Origin of the sequence: Specibacter sp. RAF43, from assembly GCF_052114065.1 — a bacterium.
Taxonomy (GTDB): Bacteria; Actinomycetota; Actinomycetes; order Actinomycetales; family Micrococcaceae; genus Specibacter.
The window spans coordinates 93,038-113,877 of the sequence record NZ_JBFREA010000004.1 but is presented as its reverse complement, the minus strand read 5'-3'; the positions used below and the strand labels follow the sequence as shown (position 1 = coordinate 113,877).

At 63.1% G+C, this 20,840-nt stretch carries 32 protein-coding genes; all 32 read right to left on the bottom strand.

Annotated features, from left to right (window positions below):
- Positions 1 to 166: 166 nt before the first annotated feature.
- The 32 genes from AB4Y80_RS03715 to tuf all read right to left on the bottom strand — a co-directional run bounded on the left by AB4Y80_RS03715 (position 167) and on the right by tuf (position 20,777).
- On the bottom strand, positions 167 to 1,075 hold the full coding sequence (locus AB4Y80_RS03715; protein WP_442211982.1) for a tRNA pseudouridine synthase A: 909 nt from the start codon (positions 1,073 to 1,075) through the stop codon (positions 167 to 169).
- Between the two features lie 125 nt (positions 1,076 to 1,200).
- Positions 1,201 to 1,758, bottom strand: coding sequence for a 50S ribosomal protein L17 (gene rplQ / locus AB4Y80_RS03710; protein ID WP_442211981.1), 558 nt, complete (start codon positions 1,756 to 1,758; stop codon positions 1,201 to 1,203).
- Positions 1,759 to 1,845: 87 nt separating this feature from the next.
- A complete protein-coding gene (locus tag AB4Y80_RS03705) occupies positions 1,846 to 2,856 on the bottom strand; it encodes a DNA-directed RNA polymerase subunit alpha (RefSeq protein WP_054012278.1) in 1,011 nt (336 codons plus the stop codon).
- 154 nt (positions 2,857 to 3,010) lie between these two features.
- A complete protein-coding gene (rpsK, locus tag AB4Y80_RS03700; RefSeq protein WP_104086662.1) occupies positions 3,011 to 3,412 on the bottom strand; it encodes a 30S ribosomal protein S11 in 402 nt (133 codons plus the stop codon).
- Between the two features lie 44 nt (positions 3,413 to 3,456).
- Complete coding sequence (rpsM, locus tag AB4Y80_RS03695; protein WP_103464846.1) at positions 3,457 to 3,834, bottom strand: 30S ribosomal protein S13; 378 nt, start codon at positions 3,832 to 3,834, stop codon at positions 3,457 to 3,459.
- A gap of 209 nt (positions 3,835 to 4,043) precedes the next feature.
- The gene (rpmJ, locus tag AB4Y80_RS03690) at positions 4,044 to 4,157 is read right to left on the bottom strand and encodes a 50S ribosomal protein L36 (protein ID WP_011775570.1); all 114 of its coding nucleotides are present in this window, start codon (positions 4,155 to 4,157) and stop codon (positions 4,044 to 4,046) included.
- Between the two features lie 29 nt (positions 4,158 to 4,186).
- The gene (infA, locus tag AB4Y80_RS03685) at positions 4,187 to 4,408 is read right to left on the bottom strand and encodes a translation initiation factor IF-1 (RefSeq protein WP_009358723.1); all 222 of its coding nucleotides are present in this window, start codon (positions 4,406 to 4,408) and stop codon (positions 4,187 to 4,189) included.
- Between the two features lie 235 nt (positions 4,409 to 4,643).
- The gene (locus AB4Y80_RS03680) at positions 4,644 to 5,606 is read right to left on the bottom strand and encodes a P1 family peptidase (RefSeq protein ID WP_442211980.1); all 963 of its coding nucleotides are present in this window, start codon (positions 5,604 to 5,606) and stop codon (positions 4,644 to 4,646) included.
- A gap of 198 nt (positions 5,607 to 5,804) precedes the next feature.
- Complete coding sequence (map, locus tag AB4Y80_RS03675; RefSeq protein WP_442211979.1) at positions 5,805 to 6,641, bottom strand: type I methionyl aminopeptidase; 837 nt, start codon at positions 6,639 to 6,641, stop codon at positions 5,805 to 5,807.
- 115 nt (positions 6,642 to 6,756) lie between these two features.
- Positions 6,757 to 7,317: an adenylate kinase gene (locus AB4Y80_RS03670; protein WP_442212113.1), complete on the bottom strand. Its 561-nt coding sequence runs from the start codon at positions 7,315 to 7,317 to the stop codon at positions 6,757 to 6,759.
- A 5-nt stretch (positions 7,318 to 7,322) separates the two neighbouring features.
- On the bottom strand, positions 7,323 to 8,651 hold the full coding sequence (gene secY, locus AB4Y80_RS03665; protein ID WP_442211978.1) for a preprotein translocase subunit SecY: 1,329 nt from the start codon (positions 8,649 to 8,651) through the stop codon (positions 7,323 to 7,325).
- Positions 8,652 to 8,899: 248 nt separating this feature from the next.
- Positions 8,900 to 9,382 carry a 50S ribosomal protein L15 gene (rplO, locus tag AB4Y80_RS03660; protein ID WP_442211976.1) on the bottom strand — a complete coding sequence of 161 codons (483 nt, stop codon included), beginning with the start codon at positions 9,380 to 9,382 and terminating at the stop codon, positions 8,900 to 8,902.
- Positions 9,383 to 9,595, bottom strand: coding sequence for a 50S ribosomal protein L30 (gene rpmD, locus AB4Y80_RS03655; RefSeq protein WP_442211975.1), 213 nt, complete (start codon positions 9,593 to 9,595; stop codon positions 9,383 to 9,385). It lies immediately after the preceding gene.
- On the bottom strand, positions 9,595 to 10,317 hold the full coding sequence (rpsE, locus tag AB4Y80_RS03650) for a 30S ribosomal protein S5 (RefSeq protein WP_442211974.1): 723 nt from the start codon (positions 10,315 to 10,317) through the stop codon (positions 9,595 to 9,597). The genes rpmD and rpsE overlap by 1 nt, the downstream gene beginning before the upstream one ends.
- Entirely contained in the window at positions 10,314 to 10,685 is a 372-nt protein-coding gene (gene rplR, locus AB4Y80_RS03645) for a 50S ribosomal protein L18 (RefSeq protein ID WP_442211972.1), read from the bottom strand. Before rplR ends, rpsE begins: the two co-directional genes overlap by 4 nt.
- 2 nt (positions 10,686 to 10,687) lie before the next feature.
- Positions 10,688 to 11,224, bottom strand: a complete 537-nt coding sequence (gene rplF / locus AB4Y80_RS03640) for a 50S ribosomal protein L6 (RefSeq protein ID WP_442211971.1) — start codon at positions 11,222 to 11,224, stop codon at positions 10,688 to 10,690.
- 22 nt (positions 11,225 to 11,246) lie between these two features.
- The gene (gene rpsH / locus AB4Y80_RS03635) at positions 11,247 to 11,645 is read right to left on the bottom strand and encodes a 30S ribosomal protein S8 (protein WP_442211970.1); all 399 of its coding nucleotides are present in this window, start codon (positions 11,643 to 11,645) and stop codon (positions 11,247 to 11,249) included.
- Between the two features lie 103 nt (positions 11,646 to 11,748).
- Positions 11,749 to 12,333 (bottom strand): 50S ribosomal protein L5, encoded by a 585-nt coding sequence (gene rplE, locus AB4Y80_RS03630; RefSeq protein ID WP_442211969.1) that lies wholly within the window; start codon positions 12,331 to 12,333, stop codon positions 11,749 to 11,751.
- Positions 12,330 to 12,692: a 50S ribosomal protein L24 gene (gene rplX / locus AB4Y80_RS03625; RefSeq protein ID WP_442211967.1), complete on the bottom strand. Its 363-nt coding sequence runs from the start codon at positions 12,690 to 12,692 to the stop codon at positions 12,330 to 12,332. The genes rplE and rplX overlap by 4 nt, the downstream gene beginning before the upstream one ends.
- A gap of 3 nt (positions 12,693 to 12,695) precedes the next feature.
- Positions 12,696 to 13,064, bottom strand: coding sequence for a 50S ribosomal protein L14 (rplN, locus tag AB4Y80_RS03620; protein ID WP_054013196.1), 369 nt, complete (start codon positions 13,062 to 13,064; stop codon positions 12,696 to 12,698).
- Positions 13,065 to 13,559: 495 nt separating this feature from the next.
- Positions 13,560 to 13,859, bottom strand: a complete 300-nt coding sequence (gene rpsQ, locus AB4Y80_RS03615) for a 30S ribosomal protein S17 (protein WP_442211966.1) — start codon at positions 13,857 to 13,859, stop codon at positions 13,560 to 13,562.
- A complete protein-coding gene (gene rpmC / locus AB4Y80_RS03610) occupies positions 13,856 to 14,179 on the bottom strand; it encodes a 50S ribosomal protein L29 (RefSeq protein ID WP_442211965.1) in 324 nt (107 codons plus the stop codon). The genes rpsQ and rpmC overlap by 4 nt, the downstream gene beginning before the upstream one ends.
- A gap of 2 nt (positions 14,180 to 14,181) precedes the next feature.
- Entirely contained in the window at positions 14,182 to 14,598 is a 417-nt protein-coding gene (gene rplP / locus AB4Y80_RS03605; protein ID WP_165183260.1) for a 50S ribosomal protein L16, read from the bottom strand.
- Positions 14,599 to 15,447, bottom strand: coding sequence for a 30S ribosomal protein S3 (gene rpsC / locus AB4Y80_RS03600; RefSeq protein WP_442211964.1), 849 nt, complete (start codon positions 15,445 to 15,447; stop codon positions 14,599 to 14,601). It abuts the gene before it with no gap.
- On the bottom strand, positions 15,448 to 15,813 hold the full coding sequence (gene rplV, locus AB4Y80_RS03595; RefSeq protein ID WP_044576432.1) for a 50S ribosomal protein L22: 366 nt from the start codon (positions 15,811 to 15,813) through the stop codon (positions 15,448 to 15,450).
- A 37-nt stretch (positions 15,814 to 15,850) separates the two neighbouring features.
- Entirely contained in the window at positions 15,851 to 16,132 is a 282-nt protein-coding gene (gene rpsS, locus AB4Y80_RS03590) for a 30S ribosomal protein S19 (RefSeq protein ID WP_003803803.1), read from the bottom strand.
- 12 nt (positions 16,133 to 16,144) lie between these two features.
- The gene (gene rplB, locus AB4Y80_RS03585) at positions 16,145 to 16,984 is read right to left on the bottom strand and encodes a 50S ribosomal protein L2 (protein ID WP_442211963.1); all 840 of its coding nucleotides are present in this window, start codon (positions 16,982 to 16,984) and stop codon (positions 16,145 to 16,147) included.
- Positions 16,985 to 17,014: 30 nt separating this feature from the next.
- The gene (rplW, locus tag AB4Y80_RS03580; protein WP_110501053.1) at positions 17,015 to 17,320 is read right to left on the bottom strand and encodes a 50S ribosomal protein L23; all 306 of its coding nucleotides are present in this window, start codon (positions 17,318 to 17,320) and stop codon (positions 17,015 to 17,017) included.
- A complete protein-coding gene (gene rplD, locus AB4Y80_RS03575; protein ID WP_442211962.1) occupies positions 17,317 to 18,156 on the bottom strand; it encodes a 50S ribosomal protein L4, sunset domain variant in 840 nt (279 codons plus the stop codon). The genes rplW and rplD overlap by 4 nt, the downstream gene beginning before the upstream one ends.
- Before the next feature lie 4 nt (positions 18,157 to 18,160).
- The gene (rplC, locus tag AB4Y80_RS03570; RefSeq protein ID WP_442211961.1) at positions 18,161 to 18,811 is read right to left on the bottom strand and encodes a 50S ribosomal protein L3; all 651 of its coding nucleotides are present in this window, start codon (positions 18,809 to 18,811) and stop codon (positions 18,161 to 18,163) included.
- A gap of 17 nt (positions 18,812 to 18,828) precedes the next feature.
- The gene (gene rpsJ / locus AB4Y80_RS03565; protein ID WP_003803825.1) at positions 18,829 to 19,137 is read right to left on the bottom strand and encodes a 30S ribosomal protein S10; all 309 of its coding nucleotides are present in this window, start codon (positions 19,135 to 19,137) and stop codon (positions 18,829 to 18,831) included.
- Between the two features lie 449 nt (positions 19,138 to 19,586).
- Complete coding sequence (tuf, locus tag AB4Y80_RS03560) at positions 19,587 to 20,777, bottom strand: elongation factor Tu (protein ID WP_442211960.1); 1,191 nt, start codon at positions 20,775 to 20,777, stop codon at positions 19,587 to 19,589.
- Between the last annotated feature and the right edge of the window lie 63 nt (positions 20,778 to 20,840).

Here is a 20,840-nt window from a genome sequence, read left to right as displayed (position 1 = left end):
ACACCAGTTATCCATACACTTCTCGATGCGCCGATGAATCCATGGCCCTGCAACCGGACCTTCAACGGGCGCGTGATATCAAGATAGGACACGCACAACGACTACCAACGATAGCGTTAAGAACGGTCCCCGGTCAAAGCGGCGTCGCAGGGGAACCCCAGCGGGTTCACGACGGCACGTCCATGGTTTCCGGGACGACCCGGCGGGCCCGGGTCAGGGTGGCCCGCTCGTGCAGTTCGGCCCCTTCCGGGTAGTGCACCTCCTCCAGAACCAGCGGATGGGGCGGGGCGAGCACGGATTTTGCGTCCCGGACGCCGGCCAGCAGGCGCCGGTACATCCAGTCGGGGCTTTCCAGCCCCTGGCCCACCCGCAGCGCCGCCCCCACCAGGGCGCGGACCATGTTGTGGCAAAACGCATCGGCCTGGACATTGATGTTGATCACACCACCGGTCTCCCGCGTGAAGTCCAGGCGCTGGAGCGTGCGAATGGTGGTGGCGCCGTCGCGCGGTTTGCAAAAGGCGCGGAAGTCCGCCAGCCCCAGCAGCGGCGCGGCGGCCAGGTTCATCAAGGACTCGTCCAGTTCGCGTTCGTGCCACAGCGTCAGGGCACGTTGGAGGGGATCCCGGGGCGTGGACGCGTCGGCGATTCGGTAACTATAGCGCCGCCACATGGCCGAGAACCGGGCGTCAAACCCCTCCGGGGCGGGGGCGGCGGAGAGGATCTGCACCGAGCCGTGCAGATCGCCGAGCACGCGCCTCAAGGCGCCATCCAGCCGGCGCCTGAACGCGTCGCGGGGGACGGCGGCGTGTCCGTGCCCGGGCCCCCGCCACTCCCCGGGCGTGACGTCCACGTGGGCGGCCTGGCCCCGGGCATGGACGCCGGCGTCGGTGCGCCCGGCCACGGTGAGCCGCACGGGCCGGCGCAGGAACAGCGCCAGCGCCTCCTCGATGGCGCCCTGAACGGTCAGACGCCCGGGCTGGACGGCCCATCCGCTAAACGGTCCGCCATCGTAGGCGATGTCAAGGCGCACCCTGACCAAGCCAAGTTCGCCAGGGGAAGGATGGGGGTTGTGCATGCAGACAATTCTACCGGTGGCCTGCCCCCGCGGTACCACCGGCGGCGGGCCCCGGCGGCGGGCCCGGCACGGAAAAGGACCCGCCTCCCCTTACGGGGCGGCGGGTCCTTTGGGAACAGACGGTCTTACTTGGCTTCCTCGGCGGGAGCTTCCTCCACGGGAGCCTCGGTCGCGGCTTCCTCGGCGGGAGCTTCCTCCACGGGAGCCTCGGTCGCAGCTTCCTCGACGGGAGCTTCGGTCGCAGCTTCCTCGACGGGAGCTTCTACCGGAGCGGCCTTGGCGGCGGCAGCGGATGCTTCCTTCACGACGGCCTGCTTGGCGCTGACCGGCTCCAAAACCAGCTCGATGACGGCCATGGGGGCGTTGTCGCCCTTGCGGTTGCCGATCTTGGTGATGCGGGTGTAGCCGCCGTCGCGGTTCTCCACGGCCTTGGCGATGTCGGTGAACAGCTCGTGGACGATGCCCTTGTTGCTGATCAGGCCGAGTACGCGGCGGCGGGAGGCCAGGTCTCCACGCTTGGCGAAGGTGACCAGTCGCTCGGCGTAGGGGCTCAGGCGCTTGGCCTTGGTCAAGGTGGTGGTGATCCGCTTGTGCTCGAACAGAGCGGCGGACAGGTTCGCGAGCATCAAGCGCTCGTGAGCCGCTCCGCCTCCGAGGCGGGGACCCTTAGCGGGGGTAGGCATGGTGTTTCTCCTCAAGTGTCAGCCGGCACGCACCAGACACATCAATTGTGCCCGCCGCGGACGGCCAAGAAAATTTGTTGTTCGAACTTAGAGCTCGTCGTCGCCGTAGGCGTCGTCGTTCTCGTCAATGGCTGCGGCACGGGCGGCCAGGTCAAATCCTGGAGGGGAATCCTTCAGGGACAGACCCAGTTCAACCAGCTTGGCCTTGACCTCGTCGATGGACTTCGCACCAAAGTTGCGGATGTCCATCAGGTCGGCCTCGGAGCGAGCAACGAGTTCACCCACGGAGTGGATGCCCTCACGCTTGAGGCAGTTGTAGGAGCGAACCGTCAGATCCAGATCCTCGATCGGCAGCGCCATGTCGGCGGCAAGAGCGGCGTCCGTCGGGGACGGGCCGATCTCAATGCCTTCAGCGGCGGTGTTCAACTCACGGGCCAGCCCGAAGAGTTCAACCAGCGTGGTGCCGGCAGAGGCGATGGCATCCCGCGGGGAGATGGCCTGCTTGGTCTCGACATCCACGATCAGCTTGTCGAAGTCGGTGCGCTGCTCAACACGGGTGGCCTCGACGCGGAAGGTCACCTTCAGAACGGGCGAGTAGATAGAGTCGACCGGGATGCGGCCGATCTCGGAATCCGCGCTCTTGTTCTGTGCTGCCGAAACATAGCCGCGGCCGCGCTCGATGGTCAGTTCGAGTTCGAACTTGCCCTTCGAGTTCAGTGTGGCGATATGCATGTCCGGATTGTGGAATTCCACCCCGGCCGGCGGTGCGATGTCCGCGGCCGTCACGACGCCGGGGCCCTGCTTGCGCAGGTAGGCGACAACTGGTTCGTCGTGCTCGGAGGACACGGACAGGCCCTTGATGTTCAGGATGATCTCGGTGACATCTTCCTTCACACCGGGAACCGTGGTGAACTCATGCAGCACGCCATCGAGGCGGATGCTGGTGACAGCAGCGCCGGGAATGGAGGACAACAGGGTCCGACGGAGGGAGTTTCCCAGGGTGTAGCCGAAGCCGGGCTCCAACGGTTCAATGACGAACCGGGACCGGTTTTCGGAAACTACTTCTTCAGATAGGGTGGGGCGCTGTGCAATGAGCACTGGGGTTTCCTTTCAGGCAGCATCCGCTATATGACGCAACACAGGTAGTGGAAATGGTCTCGACGACTTAACGGCGGCGGAGTTGGCCCCCACCAGGCGGGCAACGGCTAAGGTGCCGCGGTCCTGGGGAGGGCCAACTCTGATGCCGGGGTCGTTAGACGCGACGGCGCTTGGGCGGACGGCAGCCGTTGTGGGCGCTGGGGGTGACATCCTGAATGGAGCCAACCTCAAGACCAGCAGCCTGCAGCGAACGGATAGCCGTTTCGCGGCCCGAGCCCGGACCCTTTACAAAAACGTCAACCTTGCGCATGCCGTGCTCCTGTGCGCGCTTGGCAGCGGCTTCAGCAGCCATCTGTGCGGCGTACGGAGTGGACTTGCGCGAGCCCTTGAAGCCAACCTCACCGGCGGAAGCCCACGAGATGACTGCACCAGAGGGATCCGTGATGGAAACGATGGTGTTGTTAAAGGTGCTCTTGATGTGGGCCTGGCCCAGCGCAATATTCTTTTTATCCTTGCGACGCGGCTTACGAACCGCTCCACGAGTCTTTGGGGGCATTTTATTCTCCTACGAAAGTTATGAGGGGACGGTACTGACGAATGTCAGCGGCCGGCCTTCTTCTTGCCTGCGACGGTGCGCTTCGGGCCCTTGCGGGTGCGAGCGTTGGTCTTCGTGCGCTGGCCATGCACAGGCATTCCGCGACGGTGGCGGATACCCTGGTAGCTGCCAATTTCAACCTTGCGGCGGATATCGGCTGCCACCTCGCGGCGAAGGTCACCCTCAACCTTGTAGTTACCCTCGATGTTGTCACGCAACTGAACGAGTTCAGCGTCCGAAAGGTCCTTGACACGAACGTCCGGGGAGATCCCCGTCTCGGCCAGGACCTTCTTTGCACGGGTCTTGCCCACGCCATAGATGTAAGTAAGCGCTACTTCCAACCGCTTTTCGCGGGGAAGGTCTACGCCAGCGAGACGTGCCATGGTGGCTGCTCCTTGTGTAAACCGGAGGTCGTAGACAGTACACCCGCATCTTTTGCACTCGATTCGTGTGCATTCGATGCGGCCCCGGCCTCCGACCGGGGGTCCGTTGACCGGTTGCGGATCGCTCCGCCTTCGTCCAACTTGTGCTGCCTTATTAATTTACTAGCGTGAGCGGCTGCCCGGGTACCCTGCCTCAAAGAGAGGCAGGATCAGCCCTGGCGCTGCTTGTGGCGCGGGTTCTCGCAGATCACCATGACTCGACCGTTACGGCGAATCACCTTGCACTTGTCGCAGATCTGCTTGACGCTCGGCTTGACCTTCATGGCATTCCTTTGCGTGATTGCAGTTGTGGTTATTTGTAGCGGTAGACGATGCGACCACGGGTGAGGTCGTATGGGCTCAGCTCCACCACAACTCGGTCCTCAGGAAGGATACGAATATAGTGCTGGCGCATTTTTCCTGAGATATGGGCAAGAACGATGTGCTTGTTCGTCAGCTCAACTCGAAACATCGCGTTGGGCAACGCTTCCGTCACAACGCCCTCGATCTCAATGACCCCGTCTTTCTTGGCCATATCCTCCGCTAACTTTGTTGCGCCAACCCGCGTTGAGCCCGAAACGGACACAACAGGATCAGCTACGGTTTTACTACTGATTTGTTGCTCGCCCGCATGTCCCCGAACCAGGATTTGGCGTCACAGCCGCATCCTGCAGGGCATCCCAGAGATTCCGGGCACAGGCAACCAACAACCAACTCTACGGCATGGCGGTCATTAAGTTAAATTGCCGGGGGCGCGCCCCGCTGTGAGATCAAGCTCCCGCCGGCGGATACGGCAGCCAGGTCCCGGCGGCGGTTTCCACCGGCGCGGCACAGGCCACGCCGTCCAGGATGGCAAGCCGGAGCGCCTCCGCGGCCGCGCTTTGCAGTTCAATCAGGGCGCCTATGGGCATCCGCGGGTCGACGGCCAGGGGCACGGCGCAGGTGGCCAGGGCGAAGACGGTGTCGCCGTCGGCCAGTGTGTGCACCGGGTTCAGCGCCCGGGCCATCCCGGCGTGGGCGGCCGTGGCGGTCCGCCGGGCCTGGGCGCCGGTCAGGACGGCGTTGGTGGCCACGACCGCAAGCGTGGTGTTCAGCCCTTCCCCGACCGCCGGCGGCGCCGCACCCGGCCGCCACGGGAGGCCGGCCGCGTTGACCACGGCAAGAGCGCCCACCACCACGGCAGTGTTGTCGCCGGTCAGACGCACGGAGGCGGTGCCCACCCCGCCCTTGAACTTTCCGCCACCCATGGCCGCCCCTGTGCCGGCGCCTGAGTTCCCCCGGGCAATGCCGGCGCCCTCCGGGGCGCGGCCGGCGTCCAGTGCCGCCTCGTACCCCATGGAGGGGGTGGGGCGGGCGGAGAAGTCGCCGCCGCGGCCCAAATCGAAGATGGCGGCGGCGGGAACGATGGGGACCACCCCTCCGGGGACGGGGAAGCCGCGGCCGTTCTCCTCGCACCAGCGCTGCACTCCCCCGGCGGCGGCCAGGCCGTAGGCGCTGCCGCCGGTGAGCACCACGGCGTCGACCGTGGGCACCAGGGTGGTGGGGTCCAGCGCGTCGGTTTCATGGGTTCCGGGCCCGCCGCCGCGGACGTCGACGGCGCCGATGGTTCCCGGCGGCGGCAGCACCACGCTGACCCCCGTCAGCCAACCGGCGTCGCGGCGTTGTGCCTGCCCCACCCGGATGCCGGGCACGTCGGTGATGGATCCGCTGGAACCGCTCGCCGCCGCTCTCATGTGCCGCTCCTTCACGTCCCGGTCCGGGGCTCCGCTGGCAACGGCCCCGCCAGCTTGATTATGACCGGGAAGCGCCCCCAAGGCCACTCCCCCGCTCCCGAACCCGCCCCCCGAATCGAAAGTGACCCGCAATAGATGTCGAAAACGACGCGATTTTCGCGATTTTTCGACATCTATTGCGGGTCACTTCACCGGGGCTCAGCCGAGGGGCACGGGCGTGACGCCCAGCGGCGCGAGCTGCTCCGCTCCGCCGTCGGCCGCCGTCAGCACCCAAATGCCCTTGGCGTGCACGGCCACCGAATGTTCCCAATGTGCGGCACGCGCCTTGTCCGCGGTGACCACCGTCCAATCGTCGGCCAGGGTGATGGTCGCCAGCCCGCCGCGGACCAGCATGGGCTCCAGGGCCAGGCACATGCCCGGCTTCAGCTTCGGACCGCGGTGCTTGGAACGGTAGTTCAGGACGTCCGGGGCCATGTGCATGGCCGAGCCGATACCGTGCCCGACGTAGTCCTCCAGGATGCCCAGCGACTTGCCCGGCTGCGCGGAAACGTAGTCGTCAATGGCGTCGCCGATATCCCCGACGTACTTCGCCGACGCCATGGCCGCGATGCCTCGCCACATGCTCTCCTCGGTAATGTCGCTGAGCCTGCGGTCCGCCGGATCCGCATCCGACGGGGCCCCGACAATGACGGTCCGGGCGGAGTCGGAGTGCCAGCCCTCCACAATGGCGCCGCCGTCGATGGACAGCACGTCCCCGCGTTCGAGCACCCGGGGGCCGGGAATGCCGTGCACCACTTCCTCATTGACGGAGGTGCAGATGGACGCCGGGTAGTCGTAGTAGCCGAGGAAGTTGGAGGTGGCGCCGGCCTTTTTCAGCAGCGAGGCGAAGAGCGCGTCGAGCTCGGCGGTGGTCACCCCGGGGGACACGGCGGCGATGGTCTGGTTCAACGCGTCGTCGAGGATAAGTCCGCTGCGATGCATGATGCGCATCTGGTCAATGGTTTTGTACTCAATCCTTTGCTGGCCAAATGCCATGCCGGGATCCCTTCAGTTGAAAATGATGCGGGCCCCTTCCCCGGTGCGGGAAAGGAGCCCGTCGCCCGGCCGCCCCGTCGATACTGCCCAACAAGGTGGCGAACGCGTTGACATGCTAGCTGTTGTTGATGGCGTCCAGAATGCGCACGGTGACCTCGTCCATGTCCCCGAGTCCGTCGACCTTGGCCAGGATGCCGCGCTCCGCATAGCGGGACACCACCACCTCCGTCTGCTCGCGGTACAGGTCCAGCCGGTGCCGGATGACCGTCTCCGTGTCATCGCTGCGGCCGGTCTCCCGGGCCCGGCCGAGCAGGCGGGTGACGAGTTCCTCGTCGTCGGCGGTCAACTGCACCACCACGTCCAGTTTCGCGTTGGCGGCACCGAGGATGTCATCGAGCTCATCGACCTGGGCCGTGGTGCGCGGGTAGCCGTCGAGCAGGAAGCCCGCGGCGACGTCGTCCTGGGCAAGCCGGTCCCGCACCATCCGGTTGGTCACACTGTCCGGAACAAAGTCGCCATTGTCCATGAACTTCTTCGCTTCCACGCCCAGCGGCGTTTCACCCTTGACGTTGGCGCGGAAGATATCGCCCGTGGAGATCGCGACAATGCCCAACTTGGCACTAATTCGTTCCGCCTGCGTGCCCTTACCCGATCCGGGAGGCCCAATGATCAGCATTCTTGTCATCGCAATAACCCTTCATAGTGGCGCTGTTGAAGCTGTGCATCAATCTGCTTGACCGTCTCCAACCCGACACCAACGACAATCAACAGCGACGTGCCACCGAACGGGAAGTTCTGGTTTGCCCCAATCAGGACCAAGGCAATGAGCGGGATCAGGGCAACGATGCCCAAGTACAGCGATCCCGGCAAGGTGATGCGTGAAATTACATACTGCAGGTAATCCTGCGTGGGTTTGCCGGCACGAATGCCGGGAATGAACCCACCGTACTTCTTCATATTGTCAGAAACTTCTTCAGGGTCGAAAGTGATCGCGACATAGAAGTACGTAAAGAACACCGTCATGAAGAAGTACAACGCCATGTAGATCGGATGATCTCCGCGCGTGAGGTAGTTGTTGATCCACTCAATCCAGAACGGCAGGTTCGCCGTGGAGTTGCGCGGGGTGGCGAACTGGGCCAGCAGCGCCGGCAGGTAGAGCATCGACGAGGAGAAGATCACGGGGATCACCCCGGCCATGTTGACCTTGATCGGGATGTAGGTGCTGGTTCCGCCCATGGTGCGCCGGCCAATCATGCGCTTGGCGTACTGGACCGGAACGCGGCGTTGGGACTGTTCAACGAACACCACCAGCGCCACGACCACCAGGCCCACGACCATGACCAGCAGGAACGTGCCCCAGCCCTGCGTCTTCAAGATGGCGCCGAGGGACGTGGGGAACATGGCCGCGATGGCCACGAAGATCAGCAGGGACATGCCGTTGCCGACACCATGCTCGGTGACGAGCTCGCCCATCCACATGATCAGCCCGGATCCGGCGGTCAGCGTGATGATCAGCAACAAGATGGTGACCAGATTGTCCTGCGGGATCAGCGGCGTGGCGCTGCCGGCCGCCCCACACCCGGCGAACAACTGCCCGGATCGGGCCAGGGTCACCAGCGTGGTGGCATTGAGCAGGCCCAGGGCGATGGTCAGGTAGCGCGTGTACTGCGTCAGCTGGCCCTGGCCCTGCGCACCTTCGAGGTGCAGCTCCTGGAAACGGGGAATGACCACGCGCAGCAACTGAACGATGATGCTCGCGGTGATGTAGGGCATGATTCCCAGCGCAAAGATGGAAACCTGCAGCAAGGCGCCGCCGCTGAACAAGTTCACCAGCTGGTAGATGCCCTGGCTGGTGTCAGCGGCATTCACACACTGCTGGACGTTGCGATAGTCAACTCCGGGCGAGGGGATGAATGCACCCAGGCGGAAGATGGCGAGGATTCCCAGCGTGAACAACAACTTGCGTCGCAGATCAGGCGTGCGAAAGGCGCGGCCAAATGCGGTAAGCAAGCGTCCTCCTGATTTGTAGTGATAAAGGTGGGCCCAGGTTTGCTGCCCAAGGAAAGATTCTAGTGGGTGATCCGGCTCGCACTGAAACCGCGGCCGCGCGGCGCCCCTAAGACACTGCGGCGCCCCTAAGACACTGCGGCGCCCCTAAGACACTAGGGCCGCAGAGATGCAAGAAGACCCCTGGCGGGCGGAACGTAAGCTCCGCCCACCAAGAGTCTAATCGCTGGATGAGTGCATCCGTGAACTTCTTAGAGTTCGGTGGTGGTTCCGCCGGCAGCAGCAATCTTCTCTGCAGCGCTGGTGGAGAACGCGTGGGCGGTGACATCAACCTTGACGGTGATCTCCCCGGTGCCCAACACCTTCACGGGCTGGTTCTTGCGAACGGCACCCTTCTCAACCAGGGTCTCGACGGTGACAACGCCACCTTCGGGGAAGAGCTCGTTCAGCTTGTCCAGGTTGACCACCTGGAACTCGACGCGGAATGGGTTCTTGAAGCCGCGCAGCTTCGGCAGGCGCATGTGCAGCGGCAGCTGGCCGCCGGCAAATCCGGCCTTGACCTGGTAGCGGGCCTTGGTGCCCTTGGTACCACGGCCGGCGGTCTTACCCTTGGAACCTTCACCACGGCCGACACGGGTCTTGGCCGTCTTGGCGCCGGGTGCCGGACGCAGGTGGTGAACCTTCAGTGCGTTCTGCTTCTCGGCAGTTTCTACAGACTTCTTCTCAGCAGCCACTTACTTCGCCTCCTCAACCTTTAGCAGGTGCGAAACCGTGTTGATCATGCCGGCGGTCACTACGTCAGCCGTACGGACGACGGAGTCGCCGATGTGCTTGAGACCCAGTGAACGAAGGGTGTCTTTTTGGTTCTGCTTGCCGCCAATGACGGACCTGATCTGCGTGATTTCCAGCTTCGCCTCGGAAGGCTGGATATTCTTCGGTGTAGTCATTACGCACCTGCCTTTTGCATATTGCGCAACAGCACGGCCGGGGCGACCTCGTCCAAGGGCAGGCCGCGGCGAGCCGCAACAGCCTTGGGGTCTTCCAGGCGCTTGAGTGCATCAACCGTTGCGTGAACAATGTTGATGGCGTTCGAAGACCCGAGGGACTTRGACAGAACGTCGTGGATACCAACGCATTCGAGCACGGCGCGCACCGGACCACCGGCGATAACACCGGTACCGGCGGCGGCCGGACGCAACAGGACGACGCCGGCAGCGGCCTCACCCTGTACGCGGTGCGGAACCGTCTTGCCGACCAGGGGAACGCGGAAGAAGGACTTCTTGGCCTCTTCCACACCCTTGGCGATGGCCGCGGGAACTTCCTTGGCCTTGCCGTAGCCGACGCCAACGAGGCCGTTGCCGTCGCCGACGATCACCAGGGCGGTGAAGCTGAAGCGACGACCACCCTTGACGACCTTGGCCACACGGTTGATGTTCACGACACGTTCGATGTACTGGTTCTTCTCGGCCTCGCGGCCACCATCGCGACCACGGCCACGGCCGCCGTCACGGCCGCCACGACCGCCGTCACGGCCGCCACGGCCGCCGTCACGGCCGCCACGGCCGCCGTCGGTGGCTGCCGGAGCAGTCTCGGCGCCGGTCTTAGCTGCCGCGCCGTCAGCTGCAGTTGCTTGCGACACAGTGTTCTCCTTGTTAATGTTTTCGGTCACAGTGCCAGACCGCCTTCACGCGCGCCGTCGGCAACAGCTGCAACACGGCCGTGGTAGCGGTTGCCGCCACGGTCGAACACGACAGCTTCAATGCCGGCAGCCTTCGCACGCTCGGCGATGAGCTCGCCGACGCGCTTGGCCTTGGCGGACTTGTCACCTTCGAAGGAGCGAAGGTCCGCTTCCAGGGTCGATGCCGACGCCAGGGTCAGGCCCTGGGTGTCATCGATGACCTGCACGAATACGTGGCGGGCGGAGCGGTTGACGACCAGGCGCGGACGCACCGTGGTGCCGCTGACGCGCTTGCGAACGCGCAGGTGGCGACGGCCGCGTGCTGCGGCCTTGGACTTTCCTCGTACGGATAGTGCCATGGTTACTTACCAGCCTTTCCGACCTTGCGGCGGATGATCTCGCCGGCGTAGCGAACGCCCTTGCCCTTGTAGGGGTCGGGCTTGCGCAGCTTGCGGATGTTGGCAGCAACTTCGCCCACCTGCTGCTTGTCAATACCAGAGACGGCGAGCTTGGTGGGGCTCTCAACCGTCAAAGTGATGCCGGCCGGTGCCGAAACGACAACCGGGTGGCTAAAGCCCAGAGCGAACTCCAGGTCGGCGCCCTTGGCGACTACGCGGTAACCGGTACCAACGATTTCCAGCTTCTTCTCGTAGCCCTTCGTGACACCGATGATCAGGTTGTCGATGAGGGTACGGGTCAAACCGTGGAGTGAACGCGAGGTGCGCTCATCGTTGGGGCGGCTGACCGTGAGGGTGTTGTCCTCGAGGGCGACCGTGATGGGGCTGGCCACCGTGTGTGCCAGCGATCCCTTGGGGCCCTTGACGGAAACCAGGTTGTCCTCAACCTTGACCTCGACGCCGGCAGGCACGGAGATGGGGAGACGTCCAATACGTGACATTATTCTTTCCCTTCTCTCTCTACTACCAGACGTAGGCGAGGACTTCCCCACCCACGCCCTTCTTGGCAGCCTGGCGGTCGGTCAGCAGACCGGACGACGTCGACAGGATGGCGACACCCAAACCGCCCAACACGTTGGGGAGGTTCGTCGACTTTGCGTAAACGCGCAGTCCGGGCTTGGAAATGCGGCGTAGACCGGCGATTGAACGCTCCCGGCTGGGGCCGTACTTCAGCTCGATGGTCATCTTCTTGCCGACCTCGGCGTCTTCAACCTGCCAGGCGGCAATGTAGCCCTGCGCCTTGAGGATGTCGGCGATGTGGCCCTTGAGCTTGCTAAACGGCATGGACACGGTGTCGTGGTGTGCCGAGTTTGCGTTGCGCAGACGCGTAAGCATGTCTGCGACAGGATCTGTCATTGTCATTTGGGCGCTTGCCCTTCCTCGTAACGGTTTCCCTTGCGCGGTGCGGCCGTGTCGAGATCAGCTCTCGACAGGCTCGACCAACGGCCCGGACCTTTTACGTAGATTAGTTATCTTCGGATTTGAACGGGAAGCCAAGCGCCTTCAGCAGCGCGCGGCCTTCGTCATCTGTCTTGGCGGTGGTCACGACGGTGATGTCCATGCCGCGAACGCGGTCAATGGAATCCTGGTCGATCTCGTGGAACATAACCTGCTCGGTCAGACCGAAGGTGTAGTTGCCGTTGCCGTCGAACTGCTTGCCGCTGAGGCCGCGGAAGTCGCGGATACGGGGCAGGGCCAGCGTGACGAGGCGGTCCAGGAATTCCCACATGCGGTCTCCGCGCAGCGTGGTGTGGCAACCGATCGGCATGCCTTCGCGCAGCTTGAACTGGGCGATCGACTTGCGGGCCTTGGAAACCTGGGGCTTCTGGCCGGTGATGGCGGTCAGGTCGCGGACGGCGCCGTCGATGATCTTGGAGTCCTTGGCGGCTTCTCCAACACCCATGTTGACAACAACCTTCACCAGGCGGGGAACCTGGTTCACGTTCGCGTACTTGAATTCCTCGATCAGCGCCGACTTGATCTCCGCTGCGTAGCGGGTCTTCAGCCGGGGCGTGATCGTCGGGGTGCTCTCTGCAGCTACGGCGCTCATGCCAGATCCTTCCCAGAGCCCTTGGCAACGCGGATGCGCACTTCGCGCTTGCGGCCATCGCGCTCTACGGTCTCGATGCGGTAGCCGACGCGGGTCGGCTTCTTGGTGGACGGGTCCACCACGGCAACGTTTGAGATGTGAATGGGTGCCTCGACGATTTCAATGCCACCGGTGTTGGTGCCACGTTCCGTCTGGCCTGCCTTGGTGTGCTTGGTGACGCGGTTGACGCCCTCGACCAACACGCGGTTGGTCTCGGCGTAAACCTTCAGGACCTTGCCCTGCTTGCCACGGTCGCCGCCACGCTCGGCCTTGGCGCCGGTGATGACCTGAACCAGGTCACCCTTCTTGATCTTTGCCATAAGTTAGAGCACCTCCGGAGCCARCGAGATGATCTTCATGAACTTCTTGTCCCGAAGTTCGCGACCAACCGGGCCGAAGATACGGGTACCGCGGGGGTCCCCGTCGTTCTTGAGAAGCACGGCGGCGTTCTCATCAAACTTGATGTAGGAACCATCCGCACGGCGGCGTTCCTTCTTGGTGCGAACGATGACAGCCTTGACGACGTCACCCTTCTTTACGTTTCCGCCGGGAATTGCATCCTTGACGGTAGCGACAATGGTGTCGCCAATGCCTGCGTAGCGGCGCCCGGATCCACCGAGAACGCGGATTGTCAAGATTTCCTTGGCACCCGTGTTGTCGGCGACCTTAAGCCGCGACTCCTGCTGAATCACTAGTGTCTCCTGTTCGTCGCGCCGGTTCTTGGCCACAAACCATCTGTGGACGAGCCTTGCGGAACGTATTGTTCGGGATGTCTCTCGACGTGCCTGGATTTTGCCACAACACGCCTAAATACCTCATGCCAACTGCACTTTCCGTTCCAAACCCGCTGCGGATGACTCCGCGCTTCGGACGGCAGTTTGTAGTGGCACGAGCATTTACGAGGTAATTGCACGCCAACTGCCGCTACCGAAAACGGTGGCACGGAAATGGCGCAGCAATAGATAATCCTAGCACGACGGCGTACCCTCCCGTTACGTGGGCGGGCCACGGGCGCTGCTTGCCCGCTTGAACGCTGGGGGGCCGCATGAACGCTGTGGGCCGACAGCGTTCAAGCGGTTCGGGGGCGTTCCGGCTCCGCGGGGGCGGGCCGGCGGCGCGCAATGGACGGCGAAGGGCCCGCCACCGCATGCGGTGACGGGCCCTTGCTCAAGGCAACACTGAAGTGTTTACTTGGCCTTTTCGATGATCTCGACCAGGCGCCACCGCTTGGTAGCGGAGAGCGGCCGGGTTTCACTGATGAGGACCAGGTCGCCGATGCCGGCGCTGTTCTCTTCATCGTGAGCCTTGACCTTCGAGGTGCGTCGAAGCACCTTGCCGTACAGCGCGTGCTTCACACGGTCTTCGACCTCAACGACAATGGTCTTTTCCATCTTGTCGGAGACGACGTAGCCGCGCAGCTTCTTACGCTCGCCGCGGACCACCGCAGTCTCCGTGCCAGCTTCATTGTTGTTTACAGAATCGCTCACTTGGCGTCCTCCTCAGATTCTTCAGCCTTCTTGGAGACCTTCTTGGCTTCCTTGTCAGCCTTCTTGGAGGCCTTCTCCACCGGTGCGGCGGCAACGACGTCCGGGCGAATGCCCAGCTCGCGCTCGCGCAGCACCGTGTAGATGCGGGCGATGTCGCGCTTCACAACGCGCAAACGACCGTGGTTTTCCAGCTGACCGGTGGCGGACTGGAAACGCAGGTTGAACAGCTCCTCCTTGGCCTTGCGGAGTTCTTCAACAAGACGCTCGTTGTCGAACCCGTCCAGCTGAGCGGGTGCAAGATCCTTAGATCCAACTGACATCTCTACTCACCACCTTCGCGACGCACGATGCGTGCTTTCAACGGCAGCTTGTGGATCGCCAGGCGCAGGGCCTCGCGAGCTACCTCTTCTGATACACCGGAGAGTTCAAAGAGAACGCGGCCGGGCTTGACATTCGCAATCCACCACTCGGGTGAACCCTTACCGGAACCCATGCGGGTTTCGGCCGGCTTCTTCGTCAACGGACGGTCGGGGTAGATGTTGATCCACACCTTTCCGCCACGCTTGATGTGACGCGTCATGGCGATACGAGCGGACTCGATCTGGCGGTTGGTGACGTAGGCAGGCGTCAGGGCCTGAATGCCCCATTCGCCAAACGTGACCGTGGTGCCGCCGGTAGCCTGCCCGGAGCGACCCGGGTGGTGCTGCTTGCGGAACTTTACTCGACGTGGGATAAGCATTTAAGCCTGCCCTCCTTCTACTGCCGGAGCCGCGCTTTCGCCGGCTACAGGAGCCTCCACCGCGGCCGGGGCCTCGGTGCGCTCGGGACGGTCGGTGCGACGACGGTCGCCACCGGCGCGGGGGCCGCGGGGACCGCGGTCATCGCCGTCACGACGCGGGCCGCGGCCACGGGAAGGAGCTGCGGCCGCCTGGGCGGCCAGTTCCTTGCTCGTGACGTCACCCTTGTAGATCCAGACCTTGACACCGATGCGCCCGAACACGGTCTTGGCTTCAAAGAAGCCGTAGTCAATGTTGGCGCGCAGGGTGTGCAGGGGCACGCGACCTTCGCGGTAGAACTCGGTGCGGGACATTTCCGCCCCGCCCAGGCGACCGGCGCAAGCGACACGAATGCCCTTGACGCTGCCGGTGCGCTGTGCGGACTGCATGGCCTTCTTCATCGCGCGGCGGAAGGCCACGCGTGAGGTCAGCTGCTCGGCGATGCCCTGGGCAACGAGCTGAGCGTCCGCTTCCGGGTTCTTCACTTCCAGGATGTTCAGCTGAACCTGCTTGCCGGTGAGCTTTTCGAGCTCGCCGCGAATGCGGTCCGCCTCGGCTCCACGACGACCGATGACGATGCCCGGGCGTGCGGTGTGGATATCCACACGAACACGGTCACGGGTGCGCTCGATCTCAACCTTGGAAATGCCGGCGCGATCCATGCCCGTGGACATGAGTTCGCGGATGCGGATGTCTTCTTTTACGAAGTCCTTGTAACGCTGTCCGGGCTTGGTGCTGTCCGCGAACCAGTGTGAACGGTGGTCCGTGGTGATCCCGAGACGGAACCCGTGCGGGTTTACTTTCTGTCCCACTTAGCGAGCCTCCTCTTTCTCGGGGGTAGCGACAACCACGGTGACGTGGCTGGTGCGCTTCTTGATCTGGAACGCGCGACCCTGTGCTCGCGGCTGGAACCGCTTCATGGTCGGGCCCTCGTCAACGAAGATCTCGCTGATGTACAGGTCGTTTTCATTGAACGCGATGCTGTCGCGATCAGCCAGAACGCGGGCGTTGGCCACTGCGGACTGGACTACCTTGAATACCGGCTCCGAAGCTGCCTGGGGGGCAAACTTCAAAATCGCCAATGCCTCATTCGCCTGCTTGCCACGAATCAGGTTGACGACGCGCCGGGCCTTCATAGGCGTGACGCGCAGATGACGCGCACTTGCCTTGGCTTCCATTGCTTTCCTTCTCTCGTCTTAGCCGTCAGGGAAGCGCCTAGCGGCGCTTGCCCTTACGGTCGTCCTTGACATGGCCGCGGAATGTCCGCGTGGGGGCGAATTCGCCGAGCTTGTGCCCGACCATCGACTCGGTGACAAACACGGGGATGTGCTTGCGACCATCGTGCACGGCGATCGTGTGACCCAGCATGTCCGGGATGATCATCGAGCGGCGGGACCAGGTCTTGATGACGTTCTTGGTGCCCTTTTCGTTTTCCCTAGCGACCTTGACAAAGAGGTGCTGGTCTACGAAGGGACCCTTCTTCAGGCTACGTGGCATGTCTCCAGGCTCCTATCGCTTGTTCTTGCCAGTACGACGGCGACGCACAATGAGTTTGTCGCTCTCTTTGTTGGGACGGCGGGTACGGCCTTCCGGCTTACCGTTCGGGTTGACCGGGTGACGTCCACCGGAGGTCTTGCCTTCACCACCACCGTGCGGGTGGTCAACCGGGTTCATCACGACACCACGGACGGTCGGGCGAACGCCCTTCCAGCGCATGCGCCCTGCCTTGCCCCAGTTGATGTTGGACTGCTCAGCGTTGCCCACTTCGCCGATGGTGGCGCGGCAGCGCGCATCAACATTGCGGATTTCGCCGGAGGGCAGGCGCAGCTGTGCGAAGCGCCCTTCCTTGGCGACGAGCTGAACGGAGGCTCCGGCGGAGCGGGCCATCTTGGCCCCGCCGCCGGGACGCAGCTCCACGGCGTGGATAACAGTACCCACCGGGATGTTGCGCAGCGGCAGGTTGTTGCCGGGCTTGATGTCCGCGGCGGGACCGGCTTCAACGAAGTCGCCCTGCTTGAGCTTGTTCGGGGCAATGATGTAACGCTTGGTGCCATCAACGTAGTGCAGGAGGGCGATGCGCGCCGTGCGGTTGGGATCGTATTCGATCTCAGCAACGCGGGCGTTGACGCCATCCTTGTCGTGACGACGGAAGTCAATCAGGCGGTACTGGCGCTTGTGGCCACCACCCTTGTGACGAGTCGTGATACGACCGGTGTTATTGCGGCCACCCTTTTTGGGCAGGGGACGGACCAGAGACTTCTCCGGCGTCGACCGCGTGATTTCAGTGAAGTCGGCAACGCTCGAGCCGCGACGGCCCGGGGTTGTCGGCTTGTATTTACGGATTCCCATAGTTTATTTCCTCGTTAAAGTGGTCTCCGCTTAGGAAAGCGGACCGCCGAAGATGTCGATTGTGCCTTCTTTGAGGGAGACGATCGCGCGCTTGGTGTTCTTGCGCTGTCCCCATCCGAACTTGGTGCGCTTGCGCTTACCGGCACGGTTGATGGTGTTGATCGAGTCGACCTTGACGGAGAAGATTTTCTCCACGGCCAGCTTGATCTCGGTCTTGTTCGAGCGGGGGTCGACCAGGAAGGTGTATTTGCCTTCGTCGATCAAGCCGTAGCTCTTTTCCGAGACGACGGGTGCAAGCACGACGTCGCGCGGATCCTTGATGGTGACGGCGCTCACTTGGCGTCCTCCTGCGTGTCTGAGATGGCTTGCGCCGCTTCGCCGCCGGCGGGAACAAAGCCTGCGGCCTTGGCCTCCTCAACCGTTGCGAACCAGACCTCGGCCACCGTGGCGTCATACCAGCGTGAACCAGGCACGTGGTACTTCATGGAGCCCTTGTTGCCCTTGATGTCACCTTCGACGGCGGCATCGGCGGACAGCTCGTCCTCAACCAGCAGCATGCTGGAGGCGAAGGCCTCGGCAGCTGCCCGGCCGGCGACGAAAACTTCGTAGGCAGCCTGCGTGAAGACGACGTCATCGGCAACCAGCACGTCGTAGGTGTTGAGCTGGTCAACATACAGGACGTGGATGTCGGTGATGTTGCGCACGCTCAGCGCGGCGACGTCGTTGGCCCGCTCGATGACCACGAGCAGGTTCTTGCGCTCGGAGATCGAGGACAGGACGGCCTTGGCGGCCTTGGTGGACGGCGTGGTGCCGGCAACCAGTTCTGCCACCACGTGGATGCGGCCGTTGCGGGCCCGGTCGGACAAGGCGCCGCGCAGGGCCGCTGCCTTCATCTTCTTGGGGGTCCGCTGGCTGTAGTCGCGCGGGGTCGGCCCGTGGACAACGCCACCGCCGGTCATGTGGGGGGCGCGGATGGAACCCTGACGGGCGCGGCCGGTGCCCTTCTGCTTGAACGGCTTGCGGCCGGCACCGGAAACTTCGGCGCGGGTCTTGGTCTTGTGCGTGCCTTGGCGTGCGGCAGCGAGCTGGGCGACGACGACCTGGTGCAACAGCGGCACGTTGGTCTGGACGTCGAAGATCTCTGCAGGCAGGTCAACGTTTACAGTAGCCATTTACTTATGCTCCCTTCACGGCGGTGCGTACCAGGACGACCGTGCCGCGGGCGCCGGGGACGGCACCCTTGATCAGCAGCAGCGACTTCTCGGCGTCGACCCCGTGAACCGTGAGGTTCATGGTCGTGACGCGCTCGGCGCCCATACGGCCAGCCATACGGACACCCTTGAAAACGCGGCCTGGGGTGGACGCGCCACCGATGGAACCGGGCTTGCGGTGGTTCTTGTGGGCACCGTGGGATGCCGGGGCGCCGTGGAAGCCGTGACGCTTCATGACACCGGCGAAGCCCTTGCCCTTGGAAGTGCCGACGACGTCGACCTTCTGGCCGGCTTCGAAGATCTCAACGGAGAGCTCCTGGCCGAGGGTGTAGCTTGCGGCGTCTGCGGTGCGCAGTTCCACGACGTGGCGGCGGGGCGTGACGCCGGCCTTCGCGAAGTGACCAGCCAGCGGCTTGGTGACCTTGCGCGGGTCGATCGCACCGTAGCCGATTTGTACGGCGACGTAGCCATCCACCTCTGCGTTGCGCAGCTGGGTGATGACGTTGGAGTCAGCCTGGACGACGGTGACGGGAACAAGCTTGTTGTTCTCATCCCAGACCTGGGTCATGCCGAGCTTCGTGCCCAGGATGCCCTTAGTGTTTCGGGTCTCGGTCATAGTTTCTCAGCACCTCCCTACAGTTTGATTTCGATGTTCACGTCGGCCGGCAGGTCGAGACGCATGAGCGAATCCACCGCCTTGGGCGTGGGGTCGATGATGTCGATCAGACGCTTGTGCGTGCGCATTTCAAAGTGCTCGCGGCTGTCCTTGTACTTGTGAGGGGAACGAATGACACAGTAAACGTTCTTCTCGGTGGGCAGCGGCACCGGGCCGACTACCGTTGCGCCTGCGCGCGTGACCGTCTCAACGATCTTCCGAGCTGAAACATCAATGACCTCGTGGTCATATGACTTCAGCCGGATGCGGATTTTTTGTCCCGCCATGGCGTCGTGACTCTCTTTCCTGTAACGAAGCATCCTAAGGGGAGCAATGCTGTTGACGTAAACACTGTTTACTTTTCGGCAGTTCCATGTGGCACTTCCAGCCACGCTTCCAACGAACTGAATCCGGATAGTTCCGGGTTCCTCAATCCGCCGAGGCTCCGACCCCCGCGGTCGGGCGTGTCGCGAACAAGTCGCGCACGTACCCGCATATTTGCGAGGGTGGGTTATGTTTGGGCTTTGGCTTGGACCCTGCATCGAGCATTATCTCGACCGGGACACGAAAAAGCACTTGAACAACTCATCTAGTATGCCCGACTATGGGCGCAAACGCCAACCGGCCCCGGGGGCGGGGGCCGGCCGTGAGCAATGTCACCCACCGCGCAACCAAAAAGGAAGGCCCCCGGCCGAAGCCGGGGACCTTCCCTACAGATTCACCTCAAGCGTGTGTGCTACTTGATGATCTTGGTAACGCGACCTGAACCGACGGTGCGGCCGCCTTCGCGGATGGCGAAGCCGAGGCCCTCTTCCATGGCGATCGGCTGAATCAGCTCGACGGTCATTTCGGTGTTGTCGCCAGGCATAACCATTTCCGTGCCCTCGGGCAGGGTGATGACGCCGGTGACATCCGTGGTGCGGAAGTAGAACTGCGGGCGGTAGTTGGAGTAGAACGGGTTGTGACGCCCACCCTCATCCTTCGCCAGGATGTAGACGTTGGCCTCGAAGTTCGTGTGCGGGGTAATGGAACCCGGCTTCACGATGACCTGGCCACGCTCTACGTCTTCGCGCTTGATACCGCGCAGCAGCAGACCACAGTTCTCGCCGGCCCATGCCTCGTCGAGCTGCTTGTGGAACATCTCGATACCGGTAACCGTGGTCTTCTGGACCGGACGGATGCCGACGATCTCGACCTCGGAGTTGATGGACAGGGTTCCACGCTCGGCGCGGCCCGTCACAACGGTGCCGCGACCGGTGATGGTGAAGACATCTTCAACCGGCATCAGGAACGGCTTGTCCTTGTCGCGGATCGGGTCCGGAACGTTGTTGTCCACAGCATCCATCAGGTCCTCAACGGACTTGACCCATACGGGATCGCCTTCCAGGGCCTTCAGGCCGGAAACGCGCACGACGGGAGCGTTGTCACCGTCAAAGCCCTGGGAGGAGAGAAGTTCACGAACTTCCATTTCCACCAGGTCCAGGAGCTCTTCGTCCTCCACCATGTCGGACTTGTTCAGGGCGACCAGCAGGTAGGGAACACCAACCTGGCGGGCCAGCAGAACGTGCTCGCGCGTCTGGGCCATCGGACCGTCAGTGGCGGCAACCACCAGGATGGCACCGTCCATCTGCGCGGCACCGGTGATCATGTTCTTGATGTAGTCAGCGTGACCGGGGGCGTCTACGTGTGCGTAGTGGCGCTTCTCGGTCTGGTACTCAACGTGGGAGATGTTGATCGTGATACCGCGCTGCTTCTCCTCGGGAGCCGAGTCGATGGAGCTGAAATCACGCTGCTCATTGAGTGTCGGGTACTTGTCGTACAGTACCTTGGAAATGGCAGCCGTCAACGTCGTCTTGCCATGGTCTACGTGACCGATGGTGCCGATGTTAACGTGCGGCTTAGTCCGCTCGAACTTTGCCTTCGCCACGGGTTCCTCCTAGAACGTTTTTCAGATGACTTACTTTCAKCAACGCTTTTCGTGGCCGAAATT

Excerpts from the sequence above, each read along its gene's own strand:
- rpsH (WP_442211970.1), bottom strand. The coding sequence starts at position 11,645 with ATGACAATGACAGATCCTGTCGCAGACATGCTTACGCGTCTGCGCAAC.
- rplQ (WP_442211981.1), bottom strand. The coding sequence starts at position 1,758 with ATGCCTACCCCCGCTAAGGGTCCCCGCCTCGGAGGCGGAGCGGCTCAC.
- rplC (WP_442211961.1), bottom strand. The coding sequence starts at position 18,811 with ATGACCGAGACCCGAAACACTAAGGGCATCCTGGGCACGAAGCTCGGC.
- rpmD (WP_442211975.1), bottom strand. The coding sequence starts at position 9,595 with ATGACTACACCGAAGAATATCCAGCCTTCCGAGGCGAAGCTGGAAATC.
- rpmJ (WP_011775570.1), bottom strand. The coding sequence starts at position 4,157 with ATGAAGGTCAAGCCGAGCGTCAAGCAGATCTGCGACAAGTGCAAGGTG.
- map (WP_442211979.1), bottom strand. The coding sequence starts at position 6,641 with ATGGCATTTGGCCAGCAAAGGATTGAGTACAAAACCATTGACCAGATG.
- AB4Y80_RS03670 (WP_442212113.1), bottom strand. The coding sequence starts at position 7,317 with ATGCTGATCATTGGGCCTCCCGGATCGGGTAAGGGCACGCAGGCGGAA.
- rpsK (WP_104086662.1), bottom strand. The coding sequence starts at position 3,412 with ATGCCCCCAAAGACTCGTGGAGCGGTTCGTAAGCCGCGTCGCAAGGAT.
- rpsJ (WP_003803825.1), bottom strand. The coding sequence starts at position 19,137 with ATGGCGGGACAAAAAATCCGCATCCGGCTGAAGTCATATGACCACGAG.
- rplB (WP_442211963.1), bottom strand. The coding sequence starts at position 16,984 with ATGGGAATCCGTAAATACAAGCCGACAACCCCGGGCCGTCGCGGCTCG.
- rpmC (WP_442211965.1), bottom strand. The coding sequence starts at position 14,179 with ATGTCAGTTGGATCTAAGGATCTTGCACCCGCTCAGCTGGACGGGTTC.
- rpsM (WP_103464846.1), bottom strand. The coding sequence starts at position 3,834 with ATGGCACGTCTCGCTGGCGTAGACCTTCCCCGCGAAAAGCGGTTGGAA.
- rplR (WP_442211972.1), bottom strand. The coding sequence starts at position 10,685 with ATGGCACTATCCGTACGAGGAAAGTCCAAGGCCGCAGCACGCGGCCGT.
- rplF (WP_442211971.1), bottom strand. The coding sequence starts at position 11,224 with ATGTCACGTATTGGACGTCTCCCCATCTCCGTGCCTGCCGGCGTCGAG.
- rplX (WP_442211967.1), bottom strand. The coding sequence starts at position 12,692 with ATGGCAAAGATCAAGAAGGGTGACCTGGTTCAGGTCATCACCGGCGCC.
- rplE (WP_442211969.1), bottom strand. The coding sequence starts at position 12,333 with ATGAGCGCCGTAGCTGCAGAGAGCACCCCGACGATCACGCCCCGGCTG.
- rpsS (WP_003803803.1), bottom strand. The coding sequence starts at position 16,132 with ATGCCACGTAGCCTGAAGAAGGGTCCCTTCGTAGACCAGCACCTCTTT.
- AB4Y80_RS03715 (WP_442211982.1), bottom strand. The coding sequence starts at position 1,075 with ATGCACAACCCCCATCCTTCCCCTGGCGAACTTGGCTTGGTCAGGGTG.
- rplD (WP_442211962.1), bottom strand. The coding sequence starts at position 18,156 with ATGGCTACTGTAAACGTTGACCTGCCTGCAGAGATCTTCGACGTCCAG.
- AB4Y80_RS03680 (WP_442211980.1), bottom strand. The coding sequence starts at position 5,606 with ATGAGAGCGGCGGCGAGCGGTTCCAGCGGATCCATCACCGACGTGCCC.
- infA (WP_009358723.1), bottom strand. The coding sequence starts at position 4,408 with ATGGCCAAGAAAGACGGGGTCATTGAGATCGAGGGCGTTGTGACGGAA.
- rplP (WP_165183260.1), bottom strand. The coding sequence starts at position 14,598 with ATGCTTATCCCACGTCGAGTAAAGTTCCGCAAGCAGCACCACCCGGGT.
- rplV (WP_044576432.1), bottom strand. The coding sequence starts at position 15,813 with ATGGAAGCCAAGGCAAGTGCGCGTCATCTGCGCGTCACGCCTATGAAG.